The 24,057-nt window shown below is 55.3% G+C and carries 20 protein-coding genes; 9 read left to right on the top strand and 11 right to left on the bottom strand.

What is annotated here, in order from left to right; genetic code table 11:
- Positions 1-30 precede the first annotated feature (30 nt).
- Complete coding sequence (locus KHA84_RS03490) at positions 31-957, bottom strand: DMT family transporter (RefSeq protein ID WP_213422143.1); 927 nt, start codon at positions 955-957, stop codon at positions 31-33.
- A 221-nt stretch (positions 958-1,178) separates the two neighbouring features.
- On the opposite strand from KHA84_RS03490, the gene KHA84_RS03485 reads away from it, so the two are divergent.
- Positions 1,179-2,867: a putative bifunctional diguanylate cyclase/phosphodiesterase gene (locus KHA84_RS03485; protein ID WP_213422142.1), complete on the top strand. Its 1,689-nt coding sequence runs from the start codon at positions 1,179-1,181 to the stop codon at positions 2,865-2,867.
- 50 nt (positions 2,868-2,917) lie between these two features.
- Here KHA84_RS03485 and KHA84_RS03480 read toward each other — a convergent pair whose 3' ends face one another.
- The 3 genes from KHA84_RS03480 to KHA84_RS03470 all read right to left on the bottom strand — a co-directional run bounded on the left by KHA84_RS03480 (position 2,918) and on the right by KHA84_RS03470 (position 6,326).
- Positions 2,918-3,361, bottom strand: coding sequence for a threonine/serine exporter family protein (locus KHA84_RS03480; protein ID WP_213422141.1), 444 nt, complete (start codon positions 3,359-3,361; stop codon positions 2,918-2,920).
- Entirely contained in the window at positions 3,358-4,119 is a 762-nt protein-coding gene (locus KHA84_RS03475) for a threonine/serine exporter family protein (protein WP_213422140.1), read from the bottom strand. The genes KHA84_RS03480 and KHA84_RS03475 overlap by 4 nt, the downstream gene beginning before the upstream one ends.
- Before the next feature lie 68 nt (positions 4,120-4,187).
- Entirely contained in the window at positions 4,188-6,326 is a 2,139-nt protein-coding gene (locus KHA84_RS03470) for a beta-propeller domain-containing protein (protein ID WP_213422139.1), read from the bottom strand.
- Positions 6,327-6,495: 169 nt separating this feature from the next.
- Here KHA84_RS03470 and KHA84_RS03465 point away from each other — a divergent pair, with 169 nt between their 5' ends.
- Positions 6,496-7,809: a short-chain fatty acid transporter gene (locus KHA84_RS03465; RefSeq protein WP_213422138.1), complete on the top strand. Its 1,314-nt coding sequence runs from the start codon at positions 6,496-6,498 to the stop codon at positions 7,807-7,809.
- Between the two features lie 188 nt (positions 7,810-7,997).
- Here the strand turns inward: KHA84_RS03465 and KHA84_RS03460 are convergent, their stop codons facing one another.
- The 4 genes from KHA84_RS03460 to KHA84_RS03445 form a co-directional block, all read right to left on the bottom strand.
- A complete protein-coding gene (locus KHA84_RS03460) occupies positions 7,998-9,191 on the bottom strand; it encodes an acyl-CoA dehydrogenase family protein (RefSeq protein ID WP_213422137.1) in 1,194 nt (397 codons plus the stop codon).
- 36 nt (positions 9,192-9,227) lie between these two features.
- Complete coding sequence (locus KHA84_RS03455) at positions 9,228-10,394, bottom strand: saccharopine dehydrogenase family protein (RefSeq protein ID WP_213422136.1); 1,167 nt, start codon at positions 10,392-10,394, stop codon at positions 9,228-9,230.
- A 23-nt stretch (positions 10,395-10,417) separates the two neighbouring features.
- On the bottom strand, positions 10,418-11,896 hold the full coding sequence (locus tag KHA84_RS03450) for an aldehyde dehydrogenase family protein (protein WP_213422135.1): 1,479 nt from the start codon (positions 11,894-11,896) through the stop codon (positions 10,418-10,420).
- A 176-nt stretch (positions 11,897-12,072) separates the two neighbouring features.
- The gene (locus KHA84_RS03445) at positions 12,073-13,605 is read right to left on the bottom strand and encodes a DHA2 family efflux MFS transporter permease subunit (protein ID WP_213422134.1); all 1,533 of its coding nucleotides are present in this window, start codon (positions 13,603-13,605) and stop codon (positions 12,073-12,075) included.
- 211 nt (positions 13,606-13,816) lie between these two features.
- On the opposite strand from KHA84_RS03445, the gene KHA84_RS03440 reads away from it, so the two are divergent.
- Together KHA84_RS03440 and KHA84_RS03435 are read left to right on the top strand one after the other, a co-directional pair.
- On the top strand, positions 13,817-14,695 hold the full coding sequence (locus tag KHA84_RS03440; RefSeq protein ID WP_213422133.1) for a TetR/AcrR family transcriptional regulator: 879 nt from the start codon (positions 13,817-13,819) through the stop codon (positions 14,693-14,695).
- Positions 14,696-14,754: 59 nt separating this feature from the next.
- On the top strand, positions 14,755-15,546 hold the full coding sequence (locus KHA84_RS03435; RefSeq protein WP_213422132.1) for a TIGR00266 family protein: 792 nt from the start codon (positions 14,755-14,757) through the stop codon (positions 15,544-15,546).
- A 357-nt stretch (positions 15,547-15,903) separates the two neighbouring features.
- Here KHA84_RS03435 and KHA84_RS03430 read toward each other — a convergent pair whose 3' ends face one another.
- Entirely contained in the window at positions 15,904-16,152 is a 249-nt protein-coding gene (locus KHA84_RS03430) for an AbrB/MazE/SpoVT family DNA-binding domain-containing protein (protein ID WP_213422131.1), read from the bottom strand.
- A 162-nt stretch (positions 16,153-16,314) separates the two neighbouring features.
- On the opposite strand from KHA84_RS03430, the gene KHA84_RS03425 reads away from it, so the two are divergent.
- Positions 16,315-17,823, top strand: a complete 1,509-nt coding sequence (locus tag KHA84_RS03425) for a DASS family sodium-coupled anion symporter (protein ID WP_213422130.1) — start codon at positions 16,315-16,317, stop codon at positions 17,821-17,823.
- A gap of 59 nt (positions 17,824-17,882) precedes the next feature.
- Here KHA84_RS03425 and KHA84_RS03420 read toward each other — a convergent pair whose 3' ends face one another.
- Entirely contained in the window at positions 17,883-19,001 is a 1,119-nt protein-coding gene (locus KHA84_RS03420; RefSeq protein WP_213422129.1) for an SEC-C metal-binding domain-containing protein, read from the bottom strand.
- A gap of 150 nt (positions 19,002-19,151) precedes the next feature.
- On the opposite strand from KHA84_RS03420, the gene KHA84_RS03415 reads away from it, so the two are divergent.
- Positions 19,152-19,538, top strand: coding sequence for a UPF0158 family protein (locus KHA84_RS03415; protein ID WP_213422128.1), 387 nt, complete (start codon positions 19,152-19,154; stop codon positions 19,536-19,538).
- A 29-nt stretch (positions 19,539-19,567) separates the two neighbouring features.
- Positions 19,568-20,464 (top strand): SDR family oxidoreductase, encoded by an 897-nt coding sequence (locus KHA84_RS03410; protein ID WP_213422127.1) that lies wholly within the window; start codon positions 19,568-19,570, stop codon positions 20,462-20,464.
- Between the two features lie 110 nt (positions 20,465-20,574).
- Here the strand turns inward: KHA84_RS03410 and KHA84_RS03405 are convergent, their stop codons facing one another.
- Positions 20,575-21,687: a mandelate racemase/muconate lactonizing enzyme family protein gene (locus KHA84_RS03405; RefSeq protein ID WP_213422126.1), complete on the bottom strand. Its 1,113-nt coding sequence runs from the start codon at positions 21,685-21,687 to the stop codon at positions 20,575-20,577.
- Positions 21,688-22,327: 640 nt separating this feature from the next.
- Between KHA84_RS03405 and KHA84_RS03400 the strand changes: the two genes are divergently transcribed.
- Both KHA84_RS03400 and KHA84_RS03395 read left to right on the top strand, forming a co-directional pair.
- The gene (locus tag KHA84_RS03400; protein ID WP_213422125.1) at positions 22,328-22,687 is read left to right on the top strand and encodes an early set domain-containing protein; all 360 of its coding nucleotides are present in this window, start codon (positions 22,328-22,330) and stop codon (positions 22,685-22,687) included.
- Positions 22,688-22,829: 142 nt separating this feature from the next.
- Positions 22,830-24,041 (top strand): DUF819 family protein, encoded by a 1,212-nt coding sequence (locus KHA84_RS03395; RefSeq protein WP_213422124.1) that lies wholly within the window; start codon positions 22,830-22,832, stop codon positions 24,039-24,041.
- Positions 24,042-24,057: the final 16 nt, after the last annotated feature.

Here is a 24,057-nt window from a genome sequence, read left to right as displayed (position 1 = left end):
CACAGAGAAAGGGTTTATTAAATACGCAGACTACATCGTCTTCGGCGGTTCCGCTTCGATCTCGGATGCCTTGCTGCCGGCTACCGACAGCCAGACAACACCAATGAGCATCGTGGCGGTACCCGCAAACTGCCACTGGCCGAGCAGCTGGCCAAACCAGAAAATCGACACAACCATCGCTGTCAGCGGCTCAAAGCTCGACAGGACGCTCGTCTCGACCGGCGAGATATATTGTGTGCTTCCGAGCAGCAGGATAAATCCCGCAGTCGCAAACACAATGATTAAAATCAGCATACCGAATGCCACCGGATCGAGCAGCATTGGTATCATCCGAAAAACAGCAAGCGGCTGTGTAATGAACAGAGCCGTCCCGCCGATCACCATCGCCCATGCGACAGTCTGAATCACTCCGTATTCGTGCATGAGCCGTGCCGGATACAGCGTGTAAAATGCGAATGTGAACCCAAGGGTCACTCCCCAGGCAAGTGCTGTACTGGATACCTCGAGTGACGATAGGGATCCGTTTGTCAGAAGCAGCACGAGACCGGCGAGTGTCACTGCGATACCGAGAACTTGATACACCGGCGGCCATTTTCTCTGATTAAACGAGACGAAGCCGATGACGAAAATCGGTGCCAGAAACTGCAGGAGCGTCGCGATGACCGCGTTGCTTTCTTCGATGGTTTTCAAGAATGTAAACTGGACACCGAGCATTCCGATAATCCCGAACAGGACCAGCTGGCGTGTCCATGCCTTCTGACGCCAGATGAGACCGACCCGCTTCCCCCGCACACGCAGGACGAGGAGGAGCACCGCTCCGGCGATCAGCAGGCGCAATACAATAAACGGCGCGACTTCTATAGGCTTCTCCTCGAGCAGCCACTCCATCATCGGACCTGTTGCCCCCCAGAGCATGGCACCTACGACGATCATGGCAATTCCCTTTATCCGTGCCATCCGGCCCCCTCCTTTCTGTCATAAATCGTGTTCAGCCTTGTCTATCTTACACAAATTTTGTTTGGAAGGTTGCCCTTTTTTCTTCTCTTCCCTCTCAGGTCGCATTCCATCCGCGATGACCTGTTACTTTTGCAGGAAAATGCCGGCAAAAGGATGCCACTTCATGCCTCATCCTGTATATTGGATAAATATAACCTGCTTTTTCGGGAGGTCGGAGTGCGTTGAAAGACAATCGAAGGCTCGAAAAGAGCCCAGTTACATTGCAGCAGGAAACAGCTTATGAAAGCCTGCTTGCCGGGCTGGACAAGAAATTTATGATTTACAAGATTGATGCCGAGGGCCTCATTCTGGAAGCCAACACGAAATTTCTCGAAAAAAGCGGCTGGACACCAAAGCGCGTACTCGGAAAACCGTTCCGTGTGATGTTTCCCGATACTCGCGAGGGCAAGGCGAGCGCCGTGAAAATCTGGCGGCGCATGCGGGCCGGCCGGCCGTGGCAGGGTGATGTGGAGCAGGTCACGAAAGACGGCGTGCCGTATCACGTCATGCTGACCGCGGTGCCCGTCTTCTCAAACAGCAGCCATCTCTATACACTTATGCTGGAAACAGACCGGACGGAAGAGCGGGAATTGCAGAGGAAGCTTGAGGAGATTGCCTACGTGGATCCTGACACCGGTCTTATCAACCGCCATAAGCTGTCGGATGAAGCGGAGCGCCTGATTGCGGAAGACCGGCATTTCACTTTTGTCTACCTCTCCATAGAAAACTTCCATACACTCATGGAACCCGGGGACCAGGATGCGGAAAAGCGGATTCTTCAGGAGTTTGTCAGGAGCATGAAAATCTATTTCCGCAACAGCCTGTTTGCACGGATTGGCATGAATGAATTTGCCGTCCTTACCCCGCTCGGCAGCTGGTTCGCCGAAGGTTTCCTCAGTTTCCTGGACGAGCACCCGATCCGTTCGGAACTTACCGGCCTCCAGATCCGCGTCAGTGGCGGAATTGCAAAGTATCCTGATGACCAGCAGTCGTTCAATCACCTGCTGAGCGCATCCTCCATGGCGCGGCACCGGGTCCGGATGGAAGGCGGAAATCATATCGCCTCCCTGCCGAAGTCCGAGCAACGGGCGGTTGCACGCAGGCTCCGCATTGAGCAAAAGCTGCCCCAGGCGCTTGAGAGTGGCGCCATCATGCCCGTCTTCCAGCCCCAGGTCGACATGAAGACCGGGAAAGTGATTGCCGCGGAAGCCTTGGTCCGTTGGGAAGACCGGGATCTCGGTGCGGTCAGCCCCGCCGAGCTGATCCCCGTCGCGGAAGACTGCGGCATGATCGGGACGCTCGGTGAAGTCATGATCGAAGCCGCCTGCCGCCAGGCCGTTTCCTGGAAGGAGCAGGGAATCGGCATCCGGGTGAGCTGCAACTCTTCTGTACGTGAATTCCGGAACGGCGAGATGACTGCCAGGGTCCGCGATATCCTGGCGAGGACCGGCTGTCCGGCCTCTCTCCTGGAGCTCGAGATCACCGAGCGGTTCGCCTTCGAGGCGGAGGCTGAGGAAGCGATCATGCATCAGCTAAAAGCTCTCCAGGAGGAAGGCGTGTCACTCGCGCTGGATGACTTCGGAACCGGCTCGGCTTCTTTCCGGTACATGCAGACCGTCCCTCTCTCCAAAATCAAGATCGGCGAGGAATTTATCGCTTCCTTCCCGACAAACGCCAAAGTCGGCAAAATTGTCGACGGGCTTGTTCGTTTCGGCCATTCACTCGGCCTCACCGTCGTCGCGGAGGGAGTCGAAGAAGAAGCTGTCTGGAAAGCACTTGAAGCAAGCGGCTGTGACGCGGTCCAAGGATACTATACCGGCCGGCCGATGACCGCAGCCAAGCTGACCGAACTTCTTCAGTCCCAAAAATGACCTTCATCCCAAAACCGCCCCCGGTTTGCAACCGAGGGCGGTTTTTTCGCTTATGCCGTTTTCCGTTTATTAAAGATCAATTGGATGATCACTTCGGCAAATACGAGTCCCATCGCAATCGCCCCGGAAATCATGAGCACCTCCATGGCATGGACGGTGGCGGCATCATAACTTTTCTCCATGACATTGCGCATCGTGTTGTAGGCCGTCCCGCCCGGAACAAGCGGGATGATGCCGGCTACGCTAAAGATGATCATCGGGGTCCGGTATCTCTTCGAAAACAGATGGGCAACAACCGCCACGGCAAATGCCCCGATAAAGGAAGCTTTTACGGCGTCCCCTTCCAAAAGCAGGTCGCGAGAAGAGAAAAACACAAGCCAGCCGACAGCGCCGACAAATCCACAGTGCAGCAACCGGTTCCTCGGAGAATTGAATATGATGCCGAACATCGCTGTTGCAAGAAAGCTGAAGATCCCATGGATGACGTATGTCACATGCCCACCCCCTGGAATGACAGGATCATCGCGATGCCGGATCCGATTGCAAAGGCTGTAAGGAAAGCTTCCATTCCTTTGGAGATTCCCGACATGAAGTGGCCTGACATCAGGTCGCGAATGGCGTTTGTAATCAGAAGGCCCGGTACGAGGGGCATGACAGACGCGATAATGATGATGTCCAGCTGGCTGCCGACCCCCGAACCGACGGCAGCGAGTGAGATCAGTCCGATCGTGGCGGAACCGGTGAATTCCGAGAAGAACTTCACCCTTGTCCGCTCATGGAACTTTTCCGACACCGCAAAGCCGATGCCCCCGGCGATAACTGCAAAGACCATATTCCTCCAATCCCCGCCGAAGAGGACGAGGAAACTGGCGCTGGCAACGGCAGCAGCCAGCACCTGAAGCCAAAATGGGAACATGAAGTTGCCGCTCTCCGCCTTTTTCAGTTCCCCGTACGCTTCTTCCAGCGACATTTCCCGTGATGACAGCGACCTTGAGATGGCATTGACCCGGGCGATTTTCTCGAGGTCCGTCGCCCGCCGCCGGATACTGGTCAGCTTCACCCTGCGCTGTCCGCCCGGAGAGAAAATGATTCCGGTCGAGGTGGTGAACGAGTCGGCACCGTGCATATCAAGAGAAGCAGCCATCCTCTTCATCGTGTCATCAACACGATAGGTTTCCGCCCCGGCTTCCATCATCAGTCTGCCCGCGAGCAGGCAGGCGTCAATTCCCATCTCTTCTCTTGAATCGTTCATCCTCTCACCGCCGTCCGATTTACTGAATTTCATCGTAGCGGAAACAGGTCGAAAACTCAACGGAGGATTCAGTCGGACGACGTGCCGAGCGGCCGGAAACCGTCCATCGAGTAGGCTGCCACTTCATCGGGAGACACGGTGTAGACGGTATTGCCTGAATAGACGATTCTTAGGACCCTCTGTTCATAATCCGGGTATCCCTGAACGGCCCCTTCCTCGGAAATGAACTTACCCTGCAGGCGGATGCCGTTTTCAGGGGTGATTTCGTAGATCATTGCGCCGCTCCCGCCAAATCGGACCTCTTCGCTTTCCGCTGTCCCCTCATAGAGATCCACCGGGAATCCATACAGGTTGCGTTCCTTATGCTCAAACAGCGCCTTGTGATCGTATTGAAGCTCGGAATACGTGCCTCTGCCCCCGATCACTTCAACGGCGACTTCCTTTGGTGAAGCCATGTCCGACACATCGAACAGCGAGATTTTCATCCCCGCGGTGAGAATCTGAGGCTCAGGCCCTTCTCCTTTCACGGTCACCGTCTCCTGCCCAAATCCGATCAGATGGCGATCGCCGAGCGGATGAAGATAGTTGCTGAAGCCCGGGATTTTCAACTCGCCGAGCACGGCCGGCGTTGCCGGGTCCGACAGATCGATTGCGAAAAGCGGGTCGGTTTCGCGGAACGTCACCACATACGCGCGGTCCCCCATGAAGCGGGCCGAATAGATTCGCTCCCCCTTTGCCAGCCCCGTCACTGAACCGGTTTCTTTCAGCTCCGAGTCAAGGACATAAACCGCCGACTCTGACGGCTGACGTTCATCCCACATGTTGCCGTCGGTGACCGCGATTCGGAAGTGGTTGTCATATTCGTCCATCGAGAACTGGTTGAGCGGCGTTCCCGGCACTTCTCCGGAGGCGGTGAAGGTCACTTTCGTGCCGTCCAGCGCATACTTGAATAGTTTTGTATAGGATTCCGGCGGCCGGCCAGCCGCCCCTTCCTCAGCAAACAGCCCCGCGTGATATTCCGTGGATGCCAGATACAGATTTTCCTGCGACATGTACACCCCGCCTCCGCTGCCGACAAACCCTTCCGTCTCAATGGTAGCATCCGCTCCGCCTCCGAGGTCGACGGCGGTGATGAGCGTATAGGAGTCACCGGCAGGCCCCGGCAGGATCGTGATCGAGTCCGTGTCCATCGGTCCGACTGTGTCTGGCCGGGCGCTGTCATACTGATACGGCCGGACATCCCCCTCTTGCTCCATGATGCGGTAAATCGGTGTCATCGAGGAGATCAGGTAGAGAATATTCCCGTTTAACCTGGACGAAACATGCCAGCCTTCATTCCCGGATTCCCGGACGAGTTTGGGATTGGCAGGATTTTTGACATCGTACAGACGCACCCCGACTGCGCTGCTTTCCGCAGGCATGATTTCTGCCGGCCCGCCGATCACCCCACCCGTCGCCTGGTACTGGTGGCCGACCACCGCCAGGAGATCTCCGGACAAATAAAGTTCAAGCGGCTGGAAACTGTCATCCCCTTCAACTGTCGCGACCCGCTCAGGTTTTCCTTCATTCCGTATATCATAGATTTTCACCAGTGCGCCCTCGGACGTCGCATACAGAAAATCACCGTCCGTCTTGACGATGTCCCCTTCATCAATCCCCGATACCTGATTGTTGGTCACCGAGTGGCCGGCACCTCCGTCAGGACCCGCTGCGCTGTCTTCTGATGTTGCCGACGTTTCTACAGAGACCTCTCCTCTTTCCTGTTCAATCTCCCTCTTCTGGCGCTCGGCGATCAGCCGGAAGTGTTCCTCAAGTTCCCCGAGCGAACCGACAGGCGCGATGCCTTCCCTGATCGTGAATGAAACCATCTCTTCCCCGCCCTTTGAACGTTTCCCGAATGCGGCTCCGGTAATGTGGAGGATATAGCGGCCGGGTTTTAATCCGTCCACTTCCAGTTGGCTTCCTGAAAGCCGAATGTTTCCATCTGCCGGATTACCGTCTTCGTCCGTGACTTTCAATGCCCCATTTTCAAGAGCATCCTCCGAAAGTTCTGCAGGAAATGATGCGCGCCACGGCTCCCCGCTGATCACGCTTGCGTCCGCCCGCACACCCGGCTCCTGCCGGTCCGCAGCCCGGATGCCTGCAATCCCGGCGATGGCCAGCAGAACGGCGAGCCCGAACCATACCGCTTTTCTTCCCTTTTGCATGATGCCCCCTCCTTTTCCCATTAGTCTGAAAACCATTGAGATTGGTTACACCTTCTCGCATGCAAACAGTTAGTATCACATACTATTAAAATAGTCTGGCAATATCATTCATCATCGACTACATTGGTATGGGGGAGATTCAACAACTTTCGACAAGGGGGAAAGATCTTTGAAAACATTAACGAGATTCTCGAACACGCTCATGGAGCGCTTTCTGCCTGATCCGTATATCTTTGTCGCAGTCCTGACTCTGGTCGTGTTTCTGCTCGGACTCGGCCTGACCGATACGGGGCCGATCGAGATGGTTGATTATTGGGGAGACGGGTTTTGGGGGCTTCTGGCTTTTGCCATGCAGATGGTCATCGTGCTCGTTGCTGGCCACGTTTTGGCCAATAGCCCGTTCTTTAAGCGACTGCTCAGCACACTTGCCGGAATTGCAAAATCACCTGGAGCTGCCATTCTTCTCGTATCGGTCGTCTCCATTATCGCCAGCTGGATCAACTGGGGATTCGGTCTGGTCATAGGCGCCCTGTTCGCGAAGGAAATTGCGAAGAAAGTCACAAACGTCGATTACCGCCTGCTGGTGGCAAGTGCCTATGCCGGATTTGTCGTCTGGCACGGAGGCCTTGGCGGATCGATTCCGCTGTCAATTGCGACGCCCGACCATCCGTTTGCCGGACAGATCGGGGTAATTTCTACAACGGATACAATATTCACGCCGTACAACCTGTTCATTGTCCTCGTTCTGTTCATTACCATTCCGCTCCTGAACCGCTGGATGATGCCGAAGCCCGAAGATACGGTGACGGTCGACCCGGCAAAACTTGAAGAGCCGATCGAAGTAGAGGAACCGGCCGAGAAGACACCTGCGTCACGCATGGAAGACAGCGTGATCCTGTCGATGCTGATCGGCGCGCTCGGACTCATTTATCTGGTTCATCACTTTGTGCGCAACGGATTCGACCTGAACCTGAACATCGTGAATCTGATTTTCCTGATCCTCGGCATCATCCTTCACGGAACACCGCGCCGTTTCCTCGCCGCGGTCGCCAATGCCGTAAAGACTGCAGGCGGAATCATCATCCAGTTCCCGTTCTACGCGGGCATCATGGGGATGATGACTTCCTCCGGACTTGCCGGGGTCATCTCGGATGCCTTCGTGTCCATCTCGAATGAGCATACGTTCCCGCTGTTCACTTTCTATGCTGCCGGCATCGTCAACTTCTTTGTGCCTTCCGGCGGCGGCCAGTGGGCCGTTCAGGCACCGATTATGCTCGATGCCGCTCAGGCGCTGGGGGTCGACTATGCAAAGACTGCAATGAGCATCGCCTGGGGAGATGCCTGGACGAACCTGATCCAGCCGTTTTGGGCGCTTCCGGCACTCGCCATTGCCGGACTGAAGGCGAAAGACATTATGGGGTACTGTGTATTTGTTCTGATCCTTTCCGGCATTGTCATCTCCATCGGGCTCTATTTCTTCTAAGCAATAGGAAATGCGGTCATATTCGTGCGCAAACAAACCACTTTGGTACGCGGACTTTGAGTTTTCGTATGCAAGTTCCAGAGGCCACGAGAATTACGTACGGAAACTTCGTACTCAAACCCAACACCCAACTCAATACTCTTACGCCATAAGCAAAGCCCCGCCGTCCCCGGCGGGGCTTTGCCCTGTTATTCACCCGGCGTCCATGCCGGCAGCATCTTGTTGAGCGGTTTGTCCCGGCGGTAGCCAAGCACGTATTCCGCCTGCATGATCGTGTGGATTTCGCGGGTTCCCTCGTAGATGACGGGCGCCTTGGAGTTGCGGAGATACCGGGCGACCGGATAGTCGTCCGAATAGCCATAAGCACCGTGGATCTGGAAGGCGTCGTCCGCGGCTTTATTGGCAAAGTCGCACGCCTGCCACTTGGCCAAAGACGTCTCGCGCGTGTTCCGCACGCCCTGGTTTTTCAGCTCTCCCGCACGGTACACAAGCAACCGGCTCATCTGGTAGCCCGCTTCCATGTTGGCGATCATCTGCTGGACCAGCTGGTGCTTTCCGATCGGCTTGCCGAACGTTTCCCGTTCATGGCAGTATTTCACGCTTGCCTCGAGGCAGGCTTTAATCAGTCCCACAGCACCTGCCGCGACGGTAAATCGGCCATTATCGAGTGAGGCCATGGCGATTTTAAAGCCCTCGCCTTCTTCGCCGAGCCTGTTCTCAACCGGTACGCGGACGTTTTCGAAAAACAGTTCTCCCGTGTTCCCCGCCCGGATGCCGTACTTGTTTTTGATCGCTTTTGATGAAAATCCTTTCATTGTCCGCTCAACGATAAAGGCAGTGATGCCGTGGTGCTTTTTGGCCTTGTCGGTATAAGCAAAAACGAGGAAATGATCCGCCTGGTCGCACAGTGAAATCCATGTCTTCTGCCCGTTCAGCACGTAGTGATCGCCGTCACGCACGGCGGTCGACGACATTGCCGCGACGTCCGATCCGGCGCCGGGCTCGGTCAGCCCGAATGCTCCGATTCTTTCTCCCTTCGCCTGCGGCACAAGGAACTTCTGTTTCTGTTCCTCGGTGCCCCACTGCAGTAGAGACATCGAATTCAGGCCGGTATGGACGGACACGGCGGTGCGGAAGGCCGTGTCGCCACGCTCCAGTTCCTCGCACAGGATGGCAAGTGCGTTGTAGTCCATACCGCTTCCCCCGTATTTTTCCGGGATGCAGACGCCCATGAACCCAAGCTCTGCAAGGCGCTTCCATATCGCCGGGTCGAACTTTCCTTCTGCATCCCATTTGGCGATATTCGGAATAATTTCATCATCCGTGAACTTTCTTGCGGTCTTCCGGAGCAGATCCTGCTCGTCCGTGAACCGGAAATCCATTGTCCCCTCTCCTTTCCCTCTCCTTTCCATCCCCGCTTAAACCGTTGCCGCCGTCTCGGACGACGTCTCGATAATGTTGACGCCGCGCTTTTTCATTTCGCTGATATAGGCATCACCCGGCACGATCGTTTCCGGCGGATGGACGCCCCGATTTGTTATCGTCCCATCGCCGATCATCTGGGCAACAACAGAGATGGTATTCGCTGTCGCTCGTGCCATCGCGGTGACATTCGTCTTGGACTCCTTTTCGGTGATCATATCGTACTCGTAATACGCTTCTTCCCCATCCTTGATTCCTTTCACGATGACCCGGAGAAGAACAGCATCCTTTTTATCCCCGAGCCGGAGCTTTGGCGTCAGGTGCTCCCTCATTACATCGCGGACTTTCACCTGCTGCCCGCTGACCGCCACTTCGGAGTCGCGCGCCAGCAGACCGAGATCGACGAGCAGCTGGAACTTCTCGGCATGCCCCTTATATCGGATCGTCTTGTATTCGAGCGTGTCCAGGTCAGGGAATGACTTCGACAGCGTCGACGTGCCTCCGGATGTATGGAACGCCTCCAGCTCGCCGTAGCCGTCGAACCGGATCACTTCGATCTCACTCAGGGAAGGAACCTCCTTGACTTTACCTTCACGGATGACGAGAGACGGGTCCGTATAATGGTCGAAGACCCCTTCCAGCGAAAAGACGATATTGTAATTTAGCGGCGGTTCCGGCTCGACCGGAATCCCTCCGACAAACAGCCGGATTGATTCCGGCTGGTCGAGCTTGCCCGCTCCGTAGCCTGATAAAATATTGATCATGCCCGGTGCGACACCCAGGTCGGGAATCAGTGTGACGCCCTTTTTCTCTGCTTCAGCGGAAAGGCCGAGGACGGCATCGGTTGCTCCGCCGATGTGGCCCCCAAGGTCGACACAGTGTACGCCGGCCGCAATCGCCGTTCGGGCGACCTTTTCATTGAATGTATAAAAGAGTGCATTGATGACGACATCGCCGAGAGACATGACTTCCTTGAGCTGGACGTCATCGGACGCATCCAGCCTGAGGATGTCCAGCTTGTCCGACATCAGCTTCTCTGCGAAGTCCTCTGCCTGCCGGACATCCAGGTCCGCCAGCCAGACTTTCTCCACCCTATCGCTTTTGACAAGATCGCGTGCGGCTTCTTTTCCCATCAGTCCTGCTCCGAGTACGACAATTTTCATTCTGTTCTCCCCTTTCGCCAGGCTCATTCTGTGTCGATCTGTGCCCGCTGCAGCTTGCCGCTGTAGTCCACGTAAATGCTCTTCCATTCAGTGAAGACATCGAGCGCGGCCACTCCCGAGTCCCGGTGGCCGTTGCCGGTCCCTTTCGTGCCTCCGAACGGCAGGTGGATTTCCGCCCCGGTCGTCCCCGCATTCACATAGACGATTCCCGTGTCCAGATCGCGCTGGGCACGGAATGCCTGGTTGACATCCCGTGTGAAAATCGAGCTCGACAAACCGTAGGTCACACTGTTGTTCACCTCAATGGCTTCATCCAGGCTGCCCACCTCAATAAGCGAGATGACCGGACCGAAGATCTCCTCCTGAGCAATCCGGCTATCCCACTTCACGTCTGTGAAGAGGGTCGGCTCGTAGTAATAGCCGCCTTTCAGGCCGTCGTCTTCAAGAATCCTGCCGCCGGCAAGCAACTTCGCACCCTCTTGTTTGCCGATCTCCACATAACTGTGGATCTTTTCGAGAGCAGGTGCATTAACGACCGGGCCGACCCTTACCGACTCATCGAGCCCGTCGCCGATTGTCAGGCCTTTCATCTGTTCAAGCAGACGCTGTTCCAGCTCTTTTTTCACATCCCGGTGTACGATGACCCGGCTGCAGGCCGTGCAGCGCTGTCCCGCCGTGCCGAAGGCGCTCCACAAAATGCCTTCCACGGCAAGGTCGAGATCGGCATCATCCATGACGATAACCGCGTTTTTCCCTCCCATCTCCAGCGACACTTTCTTCAGATGACGGCCTCCGAGTTCCGCGACACGGCGGCCCGTTTCCGTCGATCCTGTAAACGAGATGACGCGGATGTCGGGGTGCTCGATCATCGCCGTGCCGACTTCTCCGCCGCTCCCGAACACGACGTTCGCCACGCCAGGCGGCAATCCGACTTCGTCAAAAATCTTCGCCATTTCATAGGCCATCATCGGTGTCTCGGTTGCCGGCTTCCAGATGAACGTGTTCCCCGCGACAATTGCCGGGAACGACTTCCACGTCGCGATGGCGACCGGGAAGTTCCACGGCGTGATCAGGCCGACGACACCGATCGGCGCCCGCACACTCATCGCAAACTTGTCCTGCAGTTCCGACGGGACCGTCTCCCCGAACAGGCGCCGGCCCTCACCGGCCATGTAAAACGCCATGTCGATTCCTTCCTGCACCTCACCGCGCCCTTCTTCGATCACTTTGCCCATTTCTTTCGTAAGCACCTGTGCAAGGTGCTCCTTGCGCTCTTTCATGAGCCGGCCGATCTCATATAGGTAATCCGCCCGTTTCGGCGCCGGGACGAGTGCCCATTCCTTTTGTGCCCGTTTTGCAGCCTTTACCGCCTCGTCCACATCGGACTTTCCGGAAAGCTTTACCTCGCATAACGTCTCCCCGTTTGCAGGGTTCACGACCGCCGTATAATCAGCTCCGCCGCCTTCCTGCCAGGATCCGTTGATATAGTTGTTCAGTTTCATGCCCAGCTCCCCTTTCCCCTATCCTTTATTGAAACCGCTTTCATTGTCCTTTTTCGACAACTTCAGCCGGATTCCTTCCTGAATTTTTGAACTCTTCGTGCCGAGAGCCTTTCTCTTGCCTGCCTGTCCGAAGAAAACAAAAAACCCGCAGGCAATTACCTGCGGATTCATCTTATTCATTCGGGATGAGGAGTATGTGCCGGCTTCCCGCTCTTGACGGGATTTCCGCCGGCCGCCTTCATGGCCTCCGACTGTTCTTTCGGCGGGACGACCCGCTTCACGAAAAACGTCAGAATCAGTGCGATGAAAACGATGACGGTACAGACAAAGTAAGCGAAATTGATACCGTGAAGAAGCGCTTCCTGGGCAATCCGTGCCTTGGCTGCCGCCGCTTCTGCAGACGGGAGTCCTGCCGCCTCACCAACCAGAGAAGCGGTTTCGGATTCTGTACGCTTGTTCATCACCGTCATAAGAAAAGCGGAGCCGATCGCCCCCGACACCTGCTGGAGCGTATTGTTCATCGCAGTGCCATGAGGGTTCATCTGCATCGGCAGCTGGTTCAGCCCGTTCGTCATGATCGGCATGTTAACCATCGACATCCCGAACATCCGGACCGTATATACGGCCATGATATAGAAGTAACCGGAGTCAATCTCCAGGCGGCTCAGCATGAACGTCGTCACCGTCGTGATCAGCAAGCCCGAGATCGCCAGTGTGCGTGGTCCGTACTTATCAAACAGCTTTCCGGTGATCGGGGACATGATTCCCATAATAACCGCACCCGGCAGCATGAGGAGTCCCGAGTGGAAAGGCGAGATTTCCCGCACATTCTGCACGTAGATCGGGGTCAGCAGCATGCCCGAGAACATCGCAATCGACAACACGACCATAATAGCCGTCGATAGGGTGAACATCGGATGCTTATAGATCCGGAACTCCAACATCGGTACCGGCATGCTCAACTGCCTGCGGATAAAGGCAGTCAGGGCGATGGCTCCGATAATGATGGTGAGGTAAACCTGCGGGTGGGCCCAGCCTTTATCCCCGGCCATGCTGAAGCCGTAGAGCAGCCCGCCAAATCCGAGGCTCGACAGGATGATCGACAGGACATCCAGACGGACATCCCGTGTCTCCATGATGTTCTTCAGCTTAAAGAAGGCGATCAGGATGACGAGTAGCGCGAATGGAAGCACCATCCAGAATAGCACCCGCCATGAGTAATGCTGGACGATCCAGCCGGACAGCGTCGGCCCGATTGCCGGCGCCGTGATCATGACGAGACCAAGATAGCCCATTGCGGTTCCCCGTTTTTCCACCGGGAAGGCGACGAGCATGACGTTCATCAGGAGCGGCATCATCATTGCGGAACCGGATGCCTGAATCATCCGTGCGATGACCAGCACGATAAACGAAGGCGCAAGCGCTGCCGTCAGCGTACCGATCGTGAACAGCGTCATCGCAGTCAAAAAAAGGTTCCGGTTCGTAAAGCGCTGGATAAAGAACGCGCTAGCCGGAATCAGGATGCCGTTCATGAGCATATAGCCGGTTGTCAGCCACTGCACCTGTGCCGGGTTCACCTTAAATTCGGTCATGATGACCGGAAGCGCCACGTTCAGCAGCGTATTGTTTAAAAACGCAACAAACGCCCCGAAAAAGAGGACCGCAATCATCGCATACGGGGGTTTGGCGTGGAGTTGTTGCTCATTCAATTGTCATTCCTCCGTTCAAAGCGATCCAATATTCCGCAGTCCGAATAAAATCGCGTGAAAACTATTTTATACCGACGGTCCAACCATTTCAACAATTAAATCCTGATGTGTAATAAAAAATTGAGAAACAGCACAAAATCAATTATAATTCACTTTATACTCATGGTATAAAAACGTTTTCAACACGTTGCCATACAGAAAGGTGAACGCTTTGAACGAACGGAAACAGCATGTCCTGAATGCCGCCAAGCGGCTGTTCCTGGAGAACGGATTTGCCAAGACCTCCATCCAGAATATCCTGGATGAGGCCGGCATATCGAAAGGAACGTTCTACAACTACTTTAACTCCAAAAATGAATGCTTGATTTCCATCATTGAAGATTCAACGGAGAGTGCTTCTGTCCTCCGCGAAGAACTCGCCGCGGGCAGGCAGGATGGCCCCGACTTGCTTTCCGACCAGATTCTGGTCCGCCTGCAGATGAACCGCGAGCAGAAAATCATCCGACTATACGAAGCGATTCTGCATTCCGGCGATCCGGATCTGAGGGGCTACATGAAGGCGGTCCACCTTGCTGAACTGGCATGGCTCGAACGGCGACTCACCGAAGTGTATGGGGAGCAATTCAGTCCTTTCGCCGCCGACGCTGCGCTCATGCAGTTCGGCATGCTCGGCCAATACCTTCAGTTCGCCCCGGACATCACCTCCACCGAAGAGCTGTCCAAGCGCATCCGCTTCGTCATCATGCGGACGGAGTCGCTGCTTAGGGATATGGCGGAAACGGATGACCATCTGCTGGAAGCCGGGCAGTTCGTTCTCAGAGCCGACTCTCCCCCTCTCCCTTCGCGGAGTGGTGTCGCGGAGGACCTGTTGAGTCTTGCGGACACCCTGCCGCCTGAAAGCCGGGAATCCGGCAGGGAATTTGCGGCTTTTCTTTCCGGTGAACTGTCAGAGGAAAGGCCACGCACCGCTCTTCTGAAAACAGTCGCCGTTCCATTCCGGAGACTGTTTGACGGCCTTCCGAATGAACCGGAAGCCCGCACGGTCATGTCCACGCTCTGGCGACTTCTTACATCCAGCGAATTTAATTGAAACCATTCGCCGCTTTTCACCGTATTCCTGACTATCAAACAGGAAGCGGGGATGAAAAGATGAACAACCATGAGATCGATTATGTCTTGCACGGGGATGATATGCAGTTCGTGGAAGTTGAGCTGGATCCTTCCGAAACAGTCATCGCAGAAGCGGGAAGCCTAATGATGATGGAGGATAGCATCGCGATGGAAACGGTTTTCGGAGACGGATCGGGCGGAGGCGGCGGCCTGTTCGGCAAGCTGAAAGGTGCCGGCAAGCGATTGATTACCGGCGAGAGCTTGTTCATGACGACTTTCACGAACACAGGCACAGGAAAGAAACATGTTTCGTTCGCATCCCCTTATCCGGGCAAGATCATCCCGGTCGATCTCAGTCAGGAAGGCGGCAAGATCATCTGCCAGAAAGATGCTTTCCTGGCAGCCGCCAAGGGCGTTTCTATCGGTGTGGAATTCCAGCGCAGGCTCGGTACCGGATTTTTCGGCGGCGAAGGTTTCATCATGCAAAAGCTTGAAGGCGATGGCATGGCATTTATCCATGCGGGCGGAACCATCCATGAAAAAACACTTGCACCGGGGGAAATCCTGCGAGTCGATACCGGCTGCTTCGTGGCGATGACACAAAACGTTGACTATCATATCGAAACCGTGAAGGGCGTCAAAACAGCTCTGTTTGGCGGAGAGGGGCTGTTCTTTGCGACACTCCGGGGACCCGGAAAAGTCTGGGTCCAGTCCCTTCCGTTCTCTCGGCTTGCAAGCCGTGTCTTTGCAGCAGCCCCTTATACACCGGGCGAATCAAAAGGCGAAGGCAGCGTCGCCGGCGGACTGTTCGATCTTCTCGGCGGCAAATAAAACTGCTTAAAAAACATGAAAAAACGGCCTCCCTTATACCGGAGGCCGGTCAGACTGCAGACAAACGAGTGGATTACTCCTTTGTCTGCAGTTTTTTCTATTCCCGAAATCTTCCGGATTTCCGCTGCGGGCCCTTGCTTACCAAAGCATAGCTTTGGTCGCAGGAAGAGCTTTGCTTACCAAAACTGCGTTTTGGCCGCAGGAAGACCTTTGCTTACCAAAGCTGTGCTTTGGCCACAGACACCGTTCTTCGCAACGGCGCCCGCTAGTCGCAAGCGTTGCCTCAGCCGGCTCCCGCAGGTGTCTCGGCCCCTCCGCTTCAATCTACGGCGCTTCACGCATCGTACAGTATGAACTTTAAAGTTTCTTCATGTTCCGGAATGATTTTTCATAGTTGTCCATCAGAAGCCTATAGCCGTCACCTCTGTCATTCGGCAATGATGAATCTACGTGCTTATCGAGTTCTACGCGCCCGTCTTTTCCGATTTCAAACCGCACTTCATCGCCCGGTTCGAGCTGAAGGTGCTCCATGACTTTCAAGGGCAGCGTCACCCCATGGCTGTTCCCGATCTTCGTAACTTTCCTCTTGATGTAATTCAATGCCATCGTGTTGCCTACACCCTTTCGTTCCATCATCATACGTACAGGGGACCTTATTATAACAGACTACCCCAGATTTTAATCATCATTCCTGCCGGTTATCACTAGCGGCAGCCGGGTATCATGTGAGAAAGAAAAGCCCGGTTACCGGGCGGAAAGGCGGATCACATGACAGAAACCACCCCTAAGCAACAGCCGGCAGAAAGTCCGCCGGGCAAGGAAAAAAGGAACCGCAAAGCACTTTTTCTTTTATTATCATTTGCAGCGCTGATCATCGTCCTTCTGTTGCCGACACCTGAAGGACTGTCTGTCATGGGCCATCGCGCGCTTGCTATCCTCGCTTTTGCCGTCATCGTCTGGATGACAGAAGCCGTCACTTACCCGGTAAGCGCCGCCATCATCATCGGGCTGATCACCCTGTTGGTCGGGTTCGCCCCGGATCCTGAGGCAGGCGGGGAACTGCTTGGTACAAAGGGGGCCCTGAAACTAGCACTCGCCGGCTTTTCCAACAGCGCGGTTGCCCTCGTCGCCGGTGCCCTGTTCATCGCGGCCGCGATGCAGGCGACGAACCTGCACAAACGGCTTGCACTTTGGATTCTATCCAGGGTTGGCACAAAAACGAATGCCATCGTAATGGGCGGAATTATCGTCTCGATCATCCTCGCCTTCTTCGTGCCGAGTGCGACAGCCCGCGCCGGTGCGGTCGTGCCGATTCTGCTTGGCATGGTGGCGGCATTCGGACTGAATAACAACAGCCGTCTTGCTGCGCTTCTCGTTTTAACTGCTGTCAATGCGGTATCCATCTGGAACATCGGCCTCAAGACAGGTGCCGCGCAGAATATGGTCGCCATCGGATTCATCGAGGAGGAGATGGGAGAGACGATCGCCTGGAGCTCCTGGTTCCTGTACGCCGCTCCGTTCTCAATCATCATGTCGATCGTTCTATACTTCATCATGACCCGCCTCATCAAACCAGAAACCGATAATATCGAAGGCGGCAAAGAAGTGATCCGTGAAAAACTCGAGGAGCTCGGTCCGCTTAAGCCAACCGAAATCCGGCTGATTGTTCTTTCGATTATCCTGCTGATTCTCTGGTCGACGGAAGAAAAGTTCCATCCTCTTGACACGACGAGCGTGACGCTCATTGCGGTCGCTCTCATGCTGATTCCGAAAATCGGAGTCTTCGACTGGAAAAGTGCCGAAAAACTCATCCCATGGGGCACAATCATTGTCTTTGCCGTCGGGATCACGCTCGGCACGCTCCTGCTCAATACAGGAGGTGCTTCGTGGCTCTCAAATACAGTGTTCGGCTCATTGGGGCTGGATACGATGCCGCTCTTGGCAACCATCGCACTTGTCTCACTGTTCAACATCCTCATCCATCTCGGATTTGCAAGTGCGACAAGCCTGGCGTCCGCGCTGATTCCGATTTTTATCGCCCTGACTTCGACACTTGCGCTGGGTGAGAACAGTGTCGGGTTCGTGCTGATCCAGCAGTTCGTCATCTCGTTCGGTTTTCTGCTTCCGGTCAACGCACCACAGAGCATGCTCGCCTATGGGACAGGCGCATTTACAGTCAAGGATTTTATCAAGGCCGGTATCCCGCTCACAATCGTGGGTTACCTTCTGATCCTGCTGTTTAGCGCCACCTACTGGAAATGGATCGGACTGCTTTAATGACACGCATAAAAAACGGACTTGTCAGAAACCGACAGGTCCGTTTTTGCAGAGATTGATTAGTTCAGACGTCCGGAGAAAGCTGTTGCGTATTTCTGGGCAGTGCTTTCCGATACGCCAAAACGCTTGGCCACTTCTTTTGGAGTAAATGCCTCACCCGGAAGAAGGTTCTCTTCCTGCGCGGCCAGGTACAGGCCGGCCACGATGCCGCCTGGTTTCCGGACGATTGGATTCTCCTGACGGAAATAGCGTATGACCGCACTTCTCAGACTGTCTTTGCCGTCATGTCCAAGTCCGTCTGATTCCAGTTCCGTCATCAGCAGGGTCACCGCACTGCGCTGCCCGTCGGTCAGGTTTTCGATGTCCCCGTCTGCAGTGGATCGTACGGGTTCGTCTGTTACCGGCGCTTCTGTAGCGGCAGCGGCTTCCCCTGCTGCCTGTTCAGATTGTTCCGCTTGTTCCTGCGGCTCTGCTGCATCAGACTGTTGTTCAGCCTCTTCCGCAGGGGTGTGCAGAATGGCGAAAATATCCAGCAGATTGGACTCAAGAAAAGCTTCATCCGTCTTTTCGCCGAGAGTATCGGCAAAGGCGCTGATACGGTCCGCGGCAGCGGCGTTCTGCGAAGGAATCGAGTAAAGCGTGGACACCGGCTGGACGGCATCTTCCCTCACACGGGGGTCTGCAAGAACCGTGCCGAACAGGATGGTCCCTTCAGGCGCGTCGATCCGTTCATGATCTGCCATCGCCCATCTGCCTACCCCGAACACATCCTTCAAGATCAGGTAACCGTCCTCTTTTTCGGCCAGTTCTGCGAACATGACGAATGGGTCATTCCACGATTTCAGCACACGCTTTACTTCTTCCCGGGCAGTGGCGGCAGACCGTTCCAGATGCCGCTGCCACAAGTCGCGGCGGATATTGAACGCGTAATGTTCGTATGCCGCGCCCTCAATTGCTCCGGCCTTCATGAGCCCGCCGAGCCTGGACATCCATGTTTTCACGAGCAGTGACAATTCTGCGCGGTCATTACCGGTAGCAGGCGTGCTGCCTATGTAATCTGCCATGATTCGCTTTAGTTCCTGTTCCGTGAGCAGATGGGTGCCACTTTCCGCACGGCCATGGCATTTCTTATATTTCTTTCCGCTGCCGCAAGGGCATGGATCATTGCGTTTAACCACGTTTATCATTCCTTTTCGTCTATCTGCCTATTCCATCTCCCCATTGTACCACCCTTCCCACCTTCTTTGTACCCATTCCGGCATGGCGGTTTTCTCCGAGCGGCTGCAGGGTATACGAAAGGAGAAGTCAGGAAAGGAAGGGATCGGCGGATGGAGCACAATCGCATCGCATACCGCGACCTGCATGAAGCAGCCCATGACGGAAAGCCTTCCTGGTATGACCGGGAAACCGGGCAGGTCATCCAGCATGAGGCCGATCATGACCAGCCGCGCTATATCGAGCTTCCCCGTTTTGATGACACAGCCGAACAACAGATGAGGGTGGCATTCACCCATACCCTGCAGGACAGGCCGGGCCTGCAGGAGAAGATCGGCGAAATCTTCGCCTACAACCGCCCGGCCGAAGAGTTTGAAAAGATCCTGAAAAAAGAAGAGCTGCTGCACGAGTGGAAGAATTACCGTGAAATGTCCAGGCAGAAGGTCCTGAATGAATGGTGCAGCCGAAACGGCATTCGGTTCGACATGGACGGAATATGAACCCGGAAATGAATCAAGGAGGCGACAGCATGACAAACAATCAGAGCAACGGTAACGAGTACGAAAAAGCAGACCAGCAAGTAGGTCCACAATCCCAGCAGAGCCAGCCCGGCATCGAATCTGAGATGAAGCCGGAGCCTATTTATGATGATCCCGAATACAAAGGATCCGGCAAGCTGGAAGGCAAGGTTGCCCTCATCACAGGCGGCGACTCCGGCATCGGCCGCGCGGTCGCAGTAGCATTCGCCAAGGAAGGCTCGGATGTTGCCATCGCTTATCTGGACGATGCAGAGGATGCTGATGCGGAGCAGACAGTCCGTGACATTGAAAAATACGGCAGGCGCGCAATGAAGATCAAGACAGATATCAGCGACGAAGCCAATTGCCGGAGTCTCCTGAAACAGGTTGCGGATGAACTCGGCGGACTGAACATCCTTGTCAATAACGCCGGCGTGCAGTATCCGCAAAAGGACATCGAAGCGATCACTTCCGACCAGCTGAAGAAAACGTTCGAAACGAACTTTTACGGTCTCTTCTATCTGACCCGTGAATCAATGGCCTACCTGAAGGAAGGCGACTGCATCATCAATACCTCTTCGGTCACTGCCTACAACGGCTCGCCGGGACTGCTTGACTATTCCTCCACAAAAGGCGCCATCACGGCATTTACGCGCTCGTTCGCACAGAACATCGCGAATAAGGGCATCCGTGTGAATGCGGTGGCTCCAGGGCCTATCTGGACGCCGCTGATCCCCGCAACATTCGATGCAGGGAAAGTGGAGCAGCATGGTGCGACCACCCCGATGAAACGCCGCGGCCAGCCGGCAGAACTTGCTCCGGCCTATGTGCTATTGGCATCCAAGGACGGAAGCTACATGACAGGCCAGACCATCCACATTGATGGCGGCGACTTCGTTACTAACTGACAGATTCCCATTCAATCCGGAATGCGAATGATCCGCTTTCCAACCAGAACGAAGACACAAAAGGTTGTGCTCCCCGAAGCAGAGGGGCACAACCTTTTTGTTCATGCTTCTTATTGCACCGTTTCCTTTTTCTCGGTCAGCTTTTCAAGCTGTGCATCGTCGACTTCAATGCCGAGTCCCGGCTTGCCGGACAGGATGACCTGTGGCAGCTCGTACTCCAGATCACCGATTTCTTCACTGAAGAGGAGCGGTCCCGTCAATTCGGCCGTTAGGATGTTTGCCCGGCTCATGACAACGTGATACCCGGCCGCCGATCCCACGGATGACTCCACCATCGAGCCGACCTGGCAAGGCATTCCCGCGGCCTCCGCCGCCTTGGCGATATGGATTGCCGGATAAATGCCGCCGCATTTCATGAGCTTGATGTTCAGTACATCAGCCGCCTCAAGGCGGACGATTTCCAGAAACTCCTCCATGCCATGCAGGCTCTCGTCCGCCATGACCGGTACGGCCACTTTCCTCCGGACATCCGCCAGGCCCCGGATATCACCCATACGGATCGGCTGTTCGATCCACTTCAGATTCTCGCCTTCGAGTTCGCGGATGGCCGCAGCTGCCGTGCCTGGCGTTTTCCATCCCTGGTTGACATCCACACGAATCGGAACGTCCGGCCCAACAGCTTCACGGACAGCTTTGATGCGGGCAACATCCTCCATTGCATCCCCCTTGCCGACTTTCAGCTTAAGGGAGGAATACCCGTCCTCTACTGCCCGGACCGCTTTTTCCGCCATGGTTTCAGGAGCCTCGATGCTGAGCACGCGCGGATACTCGATCCGGTCATGAGCACGCCCGCCGATCAGATTGAAAACCGGCTGTCCCGCGGCCTTTCCCATCAGGTCATAACAGGCGATGTCGACCGCAGCTTTTGCAGCCGGATTTCCCGAGACCGCCCCGTTCATCCGCTTGTGGATCCTTTCGATATCAAATGGATTCTCACCGATGATGGAAGGAACGAGAAGATTCTTCAGGATTTCATACGCCGACAGGTAATATTCTCCCGTCACATGCTCGTCCGTCACCGCTTCCCCATACCCGACAAGTCCCGAATCTGTCTCAAGCCTCAAAATGACTGCAGGCATGTCCGGATAAGTCGCATAGGATATGATGAACGGCTCCCTGAGCGGAAACCGGACTGCGTGAACCGTTGCTTTGGTGATTTTCATGGATGTCCCTCCCCTTTTATCTTATTCAGTTTATCGGGAACGTTCATGCAAATCAATCTCATTCAGGCTTTCGCCGTGCCCCCGGCATCCCTGTTGCATAGCCTGTCACGAGGGAGGTGCGGAAGTGCAGAAACCGTCATCAGGAGGCAACAGTAACGGACAACGGCAGGCCTGCCCGAAATGCGGGCGGTATCATCGCAGGCAAACGACCGCGGAAGCGGAAATTCATGCTATTGCCGGGCCAACAGAACCTGCGAAGGAAGCTGCCGAAACTCTTCGCGGCGAACGGGGTCCCCGAGGCTTTACCGGACCAAGAGGAATGACCGGCCCGCCTGGACCGCAAGGCGTACAAGGACCAGAAGGACAACAGGGGCCGAAGGGGGACAGAGGCGATGCCGGTCCTAAGGGGCCACAAGGCACGCCAGGCCCAAAAGGGGATCCAGGGCCAATTGGGCCGCCCGGGCCTGCCGGAGAGCCCGGTCCACAAGGCCTTACGGGAGACCCCGGCCCTGAAGGACCGCAAGGGGTTCAAGGACCGGCGGGAGAACGAGGAGATCGAGGGCCTCAAGGGCCAGCTGGAGGAATTGCCGAATACGCCTACCTTTCCACTCTCCCCGGTCAACAGGTCGGCCAAGGAACAATGGTCAGGTTCAACGGGGAATCCGTTTTCTCACCGGGCTTTTCCATCAAAGGCAGGAAAACCTCAATCAAAGTCAGCCAAAACGGCCTCTATGAAATGATTCTGGCTTTGTCAGCCGGAGATTCCAGTCTTTGGGCCGTCCATGTAAACGGCGAGAAAGTCCCTGCTTCTGAATGCCTGGTCAGAACGGAACAGCAGGAAGCATTCAGGATGGCAATCCTGACGCTAAAAGAAGGTGACCTCGTGACACTCAAGAACTGTGTTCCCGAAGAAGGGGAAAAAGGGCAATCAAAAGCGGAGGTCAAAGCGTCATTGTCCTTGAAACTTCTTTCTCCACTGCGCGAGGAAGACGGGAAATAACACTACCATTTACTTGGAGACCGAAAGTGCTTACTCGGGCATTTCCGGTCTTTTCCGATTGCGTGAATATCGTGATCGTTCCCTTGCCCCTCCCTCCCGTTCTCCAGTTCCTTTATAATAGTGAGAAAAAGCGAGGTGCCGCATGGATACCACACTGATCAAACCTGAGGATACATGGCTGCTCTGGGCGTTTCTCGCCGGCTGGGCTGCCGTGAGCATCTACCTCGAACAAAAGTACATATGGGCGTCGAAAGTGACGGGAGCGATTATCGCCCTCTCCGGCGCACTAGTTCTTTCCAATCTGAACATCATTCCGACTGATGCCCCTGCCTACGACGCCGTCTGGTCCTACGTCATCCCGCTGGCAATTCCGCTCCTTCTTTATCAGGCGAACCTGAAGCGGGTCTGGAATGAAAGCGGACGGTTGCTGATCCTGTTTCTCATCAGCTCTGTCGGGACCGTCGCCGGCGCTTACATTGCATTTTTCGCGTTAAGCGAGTTCATCCCCGAGCTGGCTCTGATTTCGGCGGTCATGACCGGTTCCTACATCGGCGGAAGCGTGAACTTGGCTGCACTTTCCGCCAAGTTTGATGTCAGCGAGGGTATGCTGTCGTCAACCATTGTCGCGGACAACCTCATGATGGCGATTTACTTTTTCGTCCTGATCGCCATCCCTGCATTGGGCTTTTTCCGCCGGAATTTCCGGACGCCCCATATTGACCAGGTCGAACAGTCGGCTGGCGACGAAGACGGCACACTGGCCGCCTCCTACTGGCAGCGCAAAGAGATTTCCCTGAAAGACATCGCCCTCTCCGCGGGAAGCGCATTTGTCATCGTCGCGGTCTCGTTCAAAATTGCGGAGACTTTCGGCACCGTCATACCTGATGAAGGGGCCGGCTGGCAGCTTCTTGGCGGCCTTCTCGGTGACAAATACCTGATGCTTACAACCATCACCGTCGCCTCGGTCACCCTCATGCCGAAGTTTTTCGACAGCCTGAACGGCGCACAGGAAATCGGGACGTATCTGATTTACATTTTCTTTGTCGTCATCGGTGTTCCGGCTTCTCTCCCGCTTCTGATCCAGAACGCGCCGCTCTTGCTCGTCTTCGTGTTCCTGATGGTGCTCACCAACATGGTGGTCACATTCGGCGTGGGCAGACTGTTCAAGTTCAGCCTGGAGGAAATGATTGTCGCCAGCAACGCCAACATTGGCGGTCCAACCACGGCTGCCGCCATGGCGATTGCAAAAGGATGGAAAGAACTGATTGTCCCCGTCATGCTCGTCGGCACGATGGGCTACATCATCGGAAACTACATCGGCACCATCGTAGGCAATACGCTAGGCGGATTGTGATGATTGCCAAAATGTT

The sequence above is a fragment of the Bhargavaea massiliensis genome, from assembly GCF_018390575.1.
GTDB classification, from domain to species: domain Bacteria; phylum Bacillota; class Bacilli; order Bacillales_A; family Planococcaceae; genus Bhargavaea; species Bhargavaea massiliensis.
The sequence above is the reverse complement of the archived record's forward strand: the minus strand, read 5'-3'. Positions and strand labels throughout refer to the sequence as shown.